8 protein-coding genes are annotated in these 8790 nt (G+C 71.1%); 4 read left to right on the top strand and 4 right to left on the bottom strand.

Annotated elements, in window-relative coordinates:
- Positions 1-41: 41 nt before the first annotated feature.
- From msrB to ACFU7Z_RS30160, 4 genes are all read right to left on the bottom strand, one after another.
- Positions 42-446, bottom strand: coding sequence for a peptide-methionine (R)-S-oxide reductase MsrB (msrB, locus tag ACFU7Z_RS30175; protein WP_049649595.1), 405 nt, complete (start codon positions 444-446; stop codon positions 42-44).
- Positions 447-486: 40 nt separating this feature from the next.
- Positions 487-1896 carry a UDP-N-acetylmuramate--L-alanine ligase gene (gene murC, locus ACFU7Z_RS30170; protein ID WP_074001683.1) on the bottom strand — a complete coding sequence of 470 codons (1410 nt, stop codon included), beginning with the start codon at positions 1894-1896 and terminating at the stop codon, positions 487-489.
- A gap of 120 nt (positions 1897-2016) precedes the next feature.
- Complete coding sequence (locus ACFU7Z_RS30165; RefSeq protein WP_107086353.1) at positions 2017-2478, bottom strand: indole-3-glycerol phosphate synthase; 462 nt, start codon at positions 2476-2478, stop codon at positions 2017-2019.
- Between the two features lie 57 nt (positions 2479-2535).
- A complete protein-coding gene (locus ACFU7Z_RS30160) occupies positions 2536-3321 on the bottom strand; it encodes a pyrimidine reductase family protein (RefSeq protein ID WP_074001682.1) in 786 nt (261 codons plus the stop codon).
- Between the two features lie 148 nt (positions 3322-3469).
- Between ACFU7Z_RS30160 and zapE the strand changes: the two genes are divergently transcribed.
- The 4 genes from zapE to ACFU7Z_RS30140 all read left to right on the top strand — a co-directional run bounded on the left by zapE (position 3470) and on the right by ACFU7Z_RS30140 (position 8706).
- Positions 3470-4513 carry a cell division protein ZapE gene (gene zapE, locus ACFU7Z_RS30155; protein ID WP_380780948.1) on the top strand — a complete coding sequence of 348 codons (1044 nt, stop codon included), beginning with the start codon at positions 3470-3472 and terminating at the stop codon, positions 4511-4513.
- A gap of 36 nt (positions 4514-4549) precedes the next feature.
- Positions 4550-6640, top strand: a complete 2091-nt coding sequence (gene uvrB, locus ACFU7Z_RS30150) for an excinuclease ABC subunit UvrB (RefSeq protein ID WP_049649602.1) — start codon at positions 4550-4552, stop codon at positions 6638-6640.
- Between the two features lie 280 nt (positions 6641-6920).
- A complete protein-coding gene (locus tag ACFU7Z_RS30145; protein WP_049649603.1) occupies positions 6921-7499 on the top strand; it encodes a TerD family protein in 579 nt (192 codons plus the stop codon).
- Positions 7500-7725: 226 nt separating this feature from the next.
- On the top strand, positions 7726-8706 hold the full coding sequence (locus tag ACFU7Z_RS30140; protein ID WP_049649604.1) for a TerC family protein: 981 nt from the start codon (positions 7726-7728) through the stop codon (positions 8704-8706).
- Positions 8707-8790: the final 84 nt, after the last annotated feature.

Raw genomic sequence — 8790 nt, 5'->3', positions numbered from 1 at the left:
ATAAACAAAACTATACAGGGCCTCCGCGCGCGGGTCCGGCCCTACTCGGCCGGCTTCAGCGTCAGCGAGACGCTGTTGATGCAGTAGCGCTGGTCCGTCGGCGTGCCGTAGCCCTCGCCCTCGAAGACGTGCCCGAGGTGCCCGCCGCAGCGCGCGCAGCGCACCTCGACCCGGCGCATGCCGAGCGAGGTGTCCTCGATGTACTGGACCCGGTCCCCGGCCAGCGGCGCGTAGTAGGACGGCCAGCCGCAGTGGCTGTCGAACTTGGTCTCGGAGCTGAACAGTTCGGCCCCGCAGGCCCGGCAGCCGTAGACGCCGACGGTCTTGGAGTCGGTGTACTCACCGGTGAACGGCCGCTCGGTGCCCGCCTCGCGGAGCACGTGGTACTCCTCGGGGCTGAGCTGGGCGCGCCACTCGGCCTCGGTCTTCTCGATCTCGTAGCTCATCATGGGCTCCCGGTCGCGGTGGACGTCGGACGGACGTACGTCAGACGTTGGAAGCAACGTTCGCGAGGTGCCGCAGGATTTCCGGGCCGAGGTTGGTGACGTCACCGGCGCCCATGGTGAGCAGCAGGTCGCCCGGGCGGGCGAGGCCGGCCAGCAGGGCGGGGGCGGCGGCGAAGGAGTGCTCCGCGGTGACCTCGGCGCCGGCCCGGCGGGCCGCGTCGATGATCAGCTCGCTGGTCACGCCGGGGATCGGGTCCTCGCGGGCCGGGTAGATGTCCAGCACCACCGAGGCGTCGGCCAGCGCCAGCGCCTGGCCCATCTCCTCGGAGAGCTGCTGGGTGCGGCTGAACAGGTGCGGCTGGAAGACCACCAGCACCCGGCCCCCGCCGGTCAGGCCCTCGCGGATGGCCTCCAGGTCGGCGGTCATCTCGGTGGGGTGGTGGGCGTAGGAGTCGATCACCTGGACCCCGCCGGCCTCGCCCTTGAGCTGGAGGCGGCGGCGCACGCCGGTGTAGGCGCCGAGCGCCTTGGCCAGGTCGGCGGCCGGGACGCCCAGCGCGACGCCGGCGGCCAGCGCGGACACCGCGTTGTGGGCGTAGTGGCGGCCGGGCACCGAGACGGTGAAGCTCAGCTCGGCGCCGTCCAGCAGGACGGTGACCTCGCTGGTCATGCCGTGGGCGACCACCGAGAGCACCCGCAGGTCGGCGTCCTCGGCGGAGCCGACCGTCACCACGTTCAGGCCCTCGCGGCCGGCCACCCGGGAGGTGAGCTCGCGGGCGCCGTCGTGGTCGGCCGAGACCACCAGGGTGCCGCCGGGGACGATCCGGCCGACGAAGGTCTCGAAGGACTCGTAGATCTCCTCGATCGAGGCGTAGTTGGCGTGGTGGTCCAGCTCCACGTTGAGCACGATCGCCACCTCGGGCGCGTACTTGTGGAAGCTGCGGTCGCTCTCGTCCGCCTCGGCGACGAAGATCTCGCCGGTGCCGTGGTGGGCGTTGGAGCCGGGCGCGTCGAGGTCGCCGCCGATCGCGTAGGACGGGTCCAGGCCCAGCTCGCCGAGGGCGACGGCGAGCATGCTGGTGGTGGTGGTCTTGCCGTGGGTGCCGGCCACCGCCAGCGCCCGGCGCCCGCCCATCAGCGCCGCCAGCGCGTCGGAGCGGTGCACCACCGGGATGCCGCGCTCGTGGGCGGCCACCAGCTCCGGATTGTCGGCCCGGATCGCGCTGGAGACGACCACGCTGCTGGTGCCGTCCGGCACGTGCTCGGCGGCGTGGCCGACGTGCACGGTGGCGCCGAGGGCGCGCAGCGCGAGGACGGTCTCGGACTCCTTGGAGTCGCTGCCCGAGACGCTGGCCCCGCGCACGGCGAGGATCTTCGCCAGGCCGGACATCCCGGCGCCGCCGATGCCGATGAAGTGCGGGGCGTGCAGGTCGTGCGCGGCGTCGTTCAAGGCGTGGCTCCGTAGGGGCGGGGGCAGACAGGGCGGGCGGACGGGTCGGGAAGACGGAATCGTCCTCGCGGGCGGACCGCAAGGACGATTCTGCACCACTGGCGTGCCGGGCCGGTCGGGTCAGGAGTCGCTGGCGAAGAGCCTGAGCACGGGGACGCCCACCTTGTGCCGGGCCTGGGAGGCCCAGTCGCGGTGGAAGAACTCCTCCACGAAGTGCGGTGAGGTGAGCACCACGACCTCGTCCGCCCGCTGCTCCCCGACGACCGCGCGCAGCCGCTCCAGCGGCTTCTCCCCGACCAGCTCGCCGACCGCCTCGGCCCCGGCCGAGCGCAGGTGGCGCAGGCTGTGCTCCAGCGACTCGCCGGCCACGGTCGGACCGCTCTCGGACTCGTCGTGCTCGTGGACCACCTTGTCGAGGTGGCCGAGGGCGACGTCGTCGAGCGCCCGCAGCAGTTCGTCCTGTCGGCCGCGCGGCTGCATCAGGACGACGAAGGACACCTTCTCCTCGCCGTGGAGCGTGGTGACGAGCTCCACGTCCGCGTCGGAGAGAGCCTTTTCGATCATCAGTACCGTCTTGAACACGTGAGTCCCTTCCAGTGGCCGGCCCCCGGGCCCCGGCATCCCATAACGGGATCACGATCAGGGGGTCACGGGGTTGTCCGAACCGGGGTGACGCAGGTAGCGGGTGAAGAGGAATCCTTTCTGCTCGATCAATGAGACCAGCCGCATCCGCTGCACGTCCGGCATTCGGGCATCGTGCAGGATGCGCGGCGCGTCGCCGCCGGTGAGCAGCGGAGCCAGCGACAGGCACAGCTCGTCCAGCAGGCCGGCCGCCGCCAGCTGCCCCAGCAGGCGCGGGCCGCCCTCGGTCAGCAGCCTGGTCCAGCCCCGTTCGGCCAGGGCCGCCACGCCCGCCCGCAGGTCCACCGAACCGGTGCCGGCGAGCACCAGGTCGGCCACCCCGGCGACCGCCCGGCGGCGCTCCGCGGGGGCGTCCTCGGTGGTGACGACCACCGTCCTGACCAGCGGCTCGGTGAACAGCGGCGCGGTCAGGTCCAGCTCCAGCGAGCGGCTCACCACGGCGATCGCCGGGGCGGGCGCCTGCCCCGCCGCCGCCCGGGCCGCCGCGAACTCCTTGCGGGCCCGGGCCGGCCGGTAGCCCTCGGCGCGGACCGTCTCCGCGCCCACCACTACCACGTCCGACAGTGCCCGCAGCACCCCGAAGATCCGCTTGTCGGCATCGCCGGAGAGGCCCTCGGACAGCCCGTCCAGCTTGGCCCCGCCGTCCAGGCCGGACACCATGTTGGCGCGCAGCCAGGGGCGCCCCTGATTCACCTGTTCGGGGTACGCGTAGACGGCGGCGAGCGATTCCAGTGCGGCCGGATCGGCGAGCCGCCCGCCCAGCGGGCTGATCAACTGTTGCATGTCCCCAGTCTTCCACCGCGGGCCGTGGGCCGTTCGGGGCCGCGGGTCGACCGGCTCGGGGCCGCGGGTCGTTCGGACGGCGTACGGGGCAGGCGTACCCTCTACTGATGTGCCCGCAGCCTCCCACTCCGCAACCGCGACCGAGCCGATAGCAGCCGCACACGCCTCCGGCTCCCCGATCGCGCTCACCGACCGCCGACCCGTCGTGCCCGCCGAGCGGCTGGTCGCCGAGATGGTCCCGCCGCCCCGGTTCGCCGACGTGAGCTTCGGGACGTACATTCCGGACCCGACCCAGCCGAGCCAGTACGAGGCCGTCCAGGTCCTGGAGCAGTTCGCCGCGACCCTCGGCGGAGGAAACGGTTCCGCGCCCAAGCGCAGCTGGTTCCGCCGCTCCGCCCCCGCACCCGCCGGCCCGGCCGGGGTCTACCTCGACGGCGGCTACGGCGTCGGCAAGACCCACCTGCTCGCCTCGCTCTGGCACGCCGCCCCCGGCCCCAAGGCCTTCGGCACCTTCGTCGAGCTGACCAACCTGGTCGGCGCGCTCGGCTTCCAGCAGGCCGTGCGGACCCTCTCCGGGCACACGCTGCTCTGCATCGACGAGTTCGAGCTCGACGACCCGGGCGACACCGTGCTGGTCTCCACCCTGCTCGGCCGGCTGGTCGACAACGGCGTGAAGCTGTGCGCCACCTCGAACACCCTGCCGGAGAAGCTCGGCGAGGGCCGCTTCGCCGCCGCCGACTTCCTGCGCGAGATCCAGGGCCTGTCCGCGCACTTCCGCCCGATGCGGATCGACGGCCAGGACTACCGCCACCGCGGCCTGCCGGACGCCCCGCCGCCGTACACCGACGAGGCCGTCACGGCCGCCGCGGCCCGCACCCCCGGCGCCTCGCTGGACGACTTCGACGCCCTGCTCGCCCACCTCTCCGCCGTCCACCCCAGCCGCTACGGCGCGCTGCTGGACGACGTCGCCGCGGTCTGCCTGCGCGGCGTCCGCCAGATCGACGACCAGTCCACCGCGCTGCGCCTGGTCGTGCTGGCCGACCGGATGTACGACCGCGAGCTGCCGATCACCGCCTCCGGCCTCCCCTTCGACCAGGTCTTCCCGGAGGAGATGCTGCGCGGCGGCTACCGCAAGAAGTACCTGCGCGCCATCTCCCGCCTGGTCGCCCTCGCCCGGGACAGCGCCAAGTAGGCCTCGCTTGTCGGTGGTGGGTCGTACCGTTGAGTGGTGCGTCCCATCACGAGTATTGAGCGGTCCGTGGCGCCTTTCGAGGTCGTCAGCCCCTTCCAGCCGAACGGCGACCAGCCGGCGGCGATCGCCGAGCTGGAACGGCGGATCAGGGGAGGGGAGAAGGACGTCGTGCTGCTCGGTGCCACCGGCACCGGCAAGTCGGCCACCACGGCCTGGATGATCGAGAAGCTGCAGCGGCCCACCCTGGTGATGGCGCCGAACAAGACGCTGGCCGCGCAGCTGGCGAACGAGTTCCGCGAGCTGCTGCCGAACAACGCGGTCGAGTACTTCGTCTCGTACTACGACTACTACCAGCCCGAGGCGTACGTCCCGCAGACGGACACCTACATCGAGAAGGACTCCTCGATCAACGAGGAGGTCGAGCGGCTGCGCCACTCGGCGACGAACTCGCTGCTCACCCGCCGGGACGTGGTGGTGGTGGCCTCGGTCTCCTGCATCTACGGCCTCGGCACCCCGCAGGAGTACGTGGACCGGATGGTGCGGCTCAAGGTCGGCGAGGAGATCGACCGGGACGAGCTGCTGCGCCGCTTCGTCGACATCCAGTACGCCCGCAACGACGTGGCCTTCACCCGCGGCACCTTCCGGGTCCGCGGCGACACCATCGAGATCTTCCCGGTCTACGAGGAGCTCGCCGTCCGGATCGAGATGTTCGGCGACGAGATCGAGGCGCTGTACACCCTGCACCCGCTCACCGGCGAGATCATCAGCCAGGACGACTCGGTCCACGTCTTCCCCGCCTCGCACTACGTGGCCGGCCCCGAGCGGATGGAGCGCGCGGTCAACGGCATCGAGGCGGAGCTGGCGCTGACGCTCGCGAAGCTGGAGAAGCAGGGCAAGCTGCTGGAGGCCCAGCGGCTGCGGATGCGCACCACTTACGACATCGAGATGCTGCGCCAGATCGGCACCTGCTCGGGCGTCGAGAACTACTCGATGCACTTCGACGGCCGCGAGCCCGGCTCCCCGCCGAACACCCTGCTCGACTACTTCCCGGAGGACTTCCTCCTGGTCATCGACGAGTCGCACGTCACCGTCCCGCAGATCGGCGCGATGTACGAGGGCGACGCCTCGCGCAAGCGCACCCTGGTCGAGCACGGCTTCCGGCTGCCGTCCGCGATGGACAACCGCCCGCTGAAGTGGGAGGAGTTCCTGGAGCGGACGGACCAGACGGTCTACCTGTCGGCGACGCCCGGCCCGTACGAGCTGTCGCGTGGCGACGGCCAGGTCGAGCAGATCATCCGCCCGACCGGCCTGATCGACCCCGAGGTGATCGTCAAGCCGACCGAGGGCCAGATCGACGACCTGGTGCACGAGGTCCGCAAGCGGGTCGAGCGGGACGAGCGCGTCCTGGTCACCACGCTGACCAAGAAGATGGCCGAGGACCTCACCGACTACATGCTCGGCCTGGACATCCGGGTCCGGTACCTGCACAGCGACGTGGACACCCTGCGCCGGGTGGAGCTGCTGCGCGAGCTGCGGGCGGGCCGGTACGACGTGCTGGTCGGCATCAACCTGCTGCGCGAGGGCCTGGACCTGCCCGAGGTGTCGCTGGTGGCGATCCTGGACGCCGACAAGGAGGGCTTCCTGCGCTCCGGCACCTCGCTGATCCAGACGATCGGCCGCGCGGCCCGCAACGTCTCCGGCCAGGTCCACATGTACGCGGACAAGATCACCCCCGCGATGGAGAAGGCCATCGACGAGACCAACCGCCGCCGGGCCGTGCAGCAGGCCTACAACAAGGAGCACGGGATCGACCCGCAGCCGCTGCGCAAGAAGATCGGCGACATCCTGGACACCCTCGCCCGCGAGGACGTGGACACCGACGAGCTGCTCTCCACCGGCTACCGGAACCAGGGCAAGGGCAAGGCCCCGGTCCCGGCGCTGGGGGCGGAGCGCAAGCCGGCCAAGTCCCTGCCGGCCGCCGAACTGGCGGACCTGATCCAGGAGATGACCGACCGGATGCACACGGCCGCCGCCGACCTCCAGTTCGAGGTCGCGGCCCGGCTGCGCGACGAGGTCAAGGAGCTGAAGAGGGAACTGCGGCAGATGCGCGAGGCCGGAGTGGCGTAGCCGCACCCGCCGGGGCGCACCCGCGGGGCGCACCCGTACGGCGCCGGGCCTGGCCGGAATGACACCGGTCAAGTCCGCGGGTGTCTCAGCCTTGCCACAAACGGGCAGACCCGGGGGAGCCCGGGGTGCCGCAGGCCCTAGGCTGGCCTGCGGCATCGTGCCCTCGGGACGGGGTTTGCGGGCCGTACGCAGAGGGGGCCTCAGCCGGGGGACGGCGACGGGGTGTTCCACCGTGGAGCCGCTCGGCTGTGACCGCGCGGCCGGCAGAGAGGACAACGTCGTGTCGGTGAACCTGGCCAAGGGGCAGCGGGTCAGCCTCCAGAAGGGGCAGGGCGGCGCCCTGACCGTGGTCCGGATGGGCCTCGGCTGGCAGGCCGCCCCCAAGCGCGGGCTGTTCGGCAGCCGCACCCGGAAGATCGACCTGGACGCCTCGGCGCTGCTGTACGCCGAGCGGACCCCGTCCGACGTGGTGTTCTTCTCGCACCTGGAGAGCAACGACGGCTCCGTGCGGCACACCGGCGACAACCTGGAGGGCGGCTCCGGGGCCGAGGACGACGAGGCGATCCTGGTCGACCTGGTGCACGTGCCCGTGAACATCACCCAGGTGGTGTTCACGGTGAGCTCGTACACCGGGCAGACCTTCGCCGAGGTGCAGCGGGCGCACTGCCGGCTGGTGGACGAGGCCACCGGGCTGGAGCTGGCCCGCTACGAGCTGGCGGGCGGCGGGCCGCACACCGGGCAGATCATGGCCAAGGTGGTCCGGGACGGCGACGGCGGCTGGGAGATGCAGGCGATCGGCGCGCCGGCCAAGGGGCGGACCTTCCAGGACCTGCTGCCGGCGATCGAGCCGTTCCTGTAGCCGGCCGCGTAGCCGGTCCAGCAGCCCGCTCCGCACGGTTCTTTACCTTCTTTACCTTCCCTTGGGATTGCTGTTACTCTCGTTGGCAGCGGAGGGGAGTATTCCTCGACAGCCGACCCCGTCATCACGGGTGCCCGTCGTGGCACCCCGGGGCGCTGGCCCGACGGGCGGAAGAGACCTCCGGCAGTGACGATGACTGTCTCGCCTACCTGCCGGAGGAGCAGTAGTGGACGTTTCCGTAACCATGTGGGTTTCCACGATCCTGGTGCTGATCGCACTGGTCGTGGCGGACTTCTTCATCGGAGGGCGCAAGCCGCACGAGGTCTCGATCAAGGAGGCCGGGATCTGGACGGCCGTCTGGGTCGCCCTGGCGGTGCTCTTCGGCGGCTTCCTCTGGTGGCACTCCGGTGGGGAGCCGGCGGGCGAGTTCTTCGCCGGCTACATCACCGAGAAGTCGCTCAGTGTCGACAACCTCTTCGTGTTCATCCTGATCATGGGCAAGTTCGCGGTGCCCAGGATCTACCAGCAGCGCGTGCTGATGTTCGGTGTGATCATCGCGCTGGTGCTCCGGGCGGTGTTCATCGCCGGCGGTGCCGCGCTGGTCGCCGAGTTCTCCTGGGTGTTCTTCATCTTCGGCGCCTTCCTGATCTGGACGGCCTGGAAGCTGATCAAGGAGGCCCGCGCCGAGGACGAGGGCGACGAGGAGTTCGAGGAGAACCGCGTCCTCAAGTCGATCACCCGCCGCTTCCCGGCCACCGAGGACTACCGCGGCACCAAGCTGTTCGTCCGGGAGAACGGCCGCCGGCTGATCACCCCGATGCTGGTCGTCATGCTGGCGATCGGCACCACCGACGTGCTGTTCGCGCTGGACTCGATCCCGGCGATCTTCGGCCTGACCCAGGACCCGTACATCGTCTTCACCGCCAACGCCTTCGCCCTGATGGGGCTGCGCCAGCTGTACTTCCTGATCGGCGGCCTGCTGAAGAAGCTGGTCCACCTGTCGTACGGCCTGTCGGTGATCCTCGGCTTCATCGGCGTGAAGCTGGTGCTGCACGCCGCGCACGAGGCGGGCGCGACCTGGGCCCCGGAGATCGGCATCCCGTTCTCGCTGGGCTTCATCGTGGTCGTCCTGGCGGTCACCACCTTCACCAGCCTGCGGGCCGCGAAGAAGGCCGAGTCCGCCGAGCACGAGAAGCTCGACGCCTGACGCCTGACGCCTGACGCCTGGCGTTCGTGCGCCGCACGGCGCCGGGCACCGCCGAGGCCCCCGCGACCGGAGACGGTCACGGGG

Origin of the sequence: Kitasatospora sp. NPDC057518 (assembly GCF_042802075.1) — a bacterium.
Taxonomy (GTDB): Bacteria; Actinomycetota; Actinomycetes; order Streptomycetales; family Streptomycetaceae; genus Kitasatospora.
Note: the sequence above shows the minus strand (reverse complement) of the source record. Positions and strands in the feature narration are given on the sequence as shown.

Bases quoted from the DNA above. Each gene is read 5' to 3' on its own strand.
- msrB (WP_049649595.1), bottom strand. From the start codon at position 446: ATGAGCTACGAGATCGAGAAGACCGAGGCCGAGTGGCGCGCCCAGCTC.
- ACFU7Z_RS30160 (WP_074001682.1), bottom strand. From the start codon at position 3,321: ATGCAACAGTTGATCAGCCCGCTGGGCGGGCGGCTCGCCGATCCGGCC.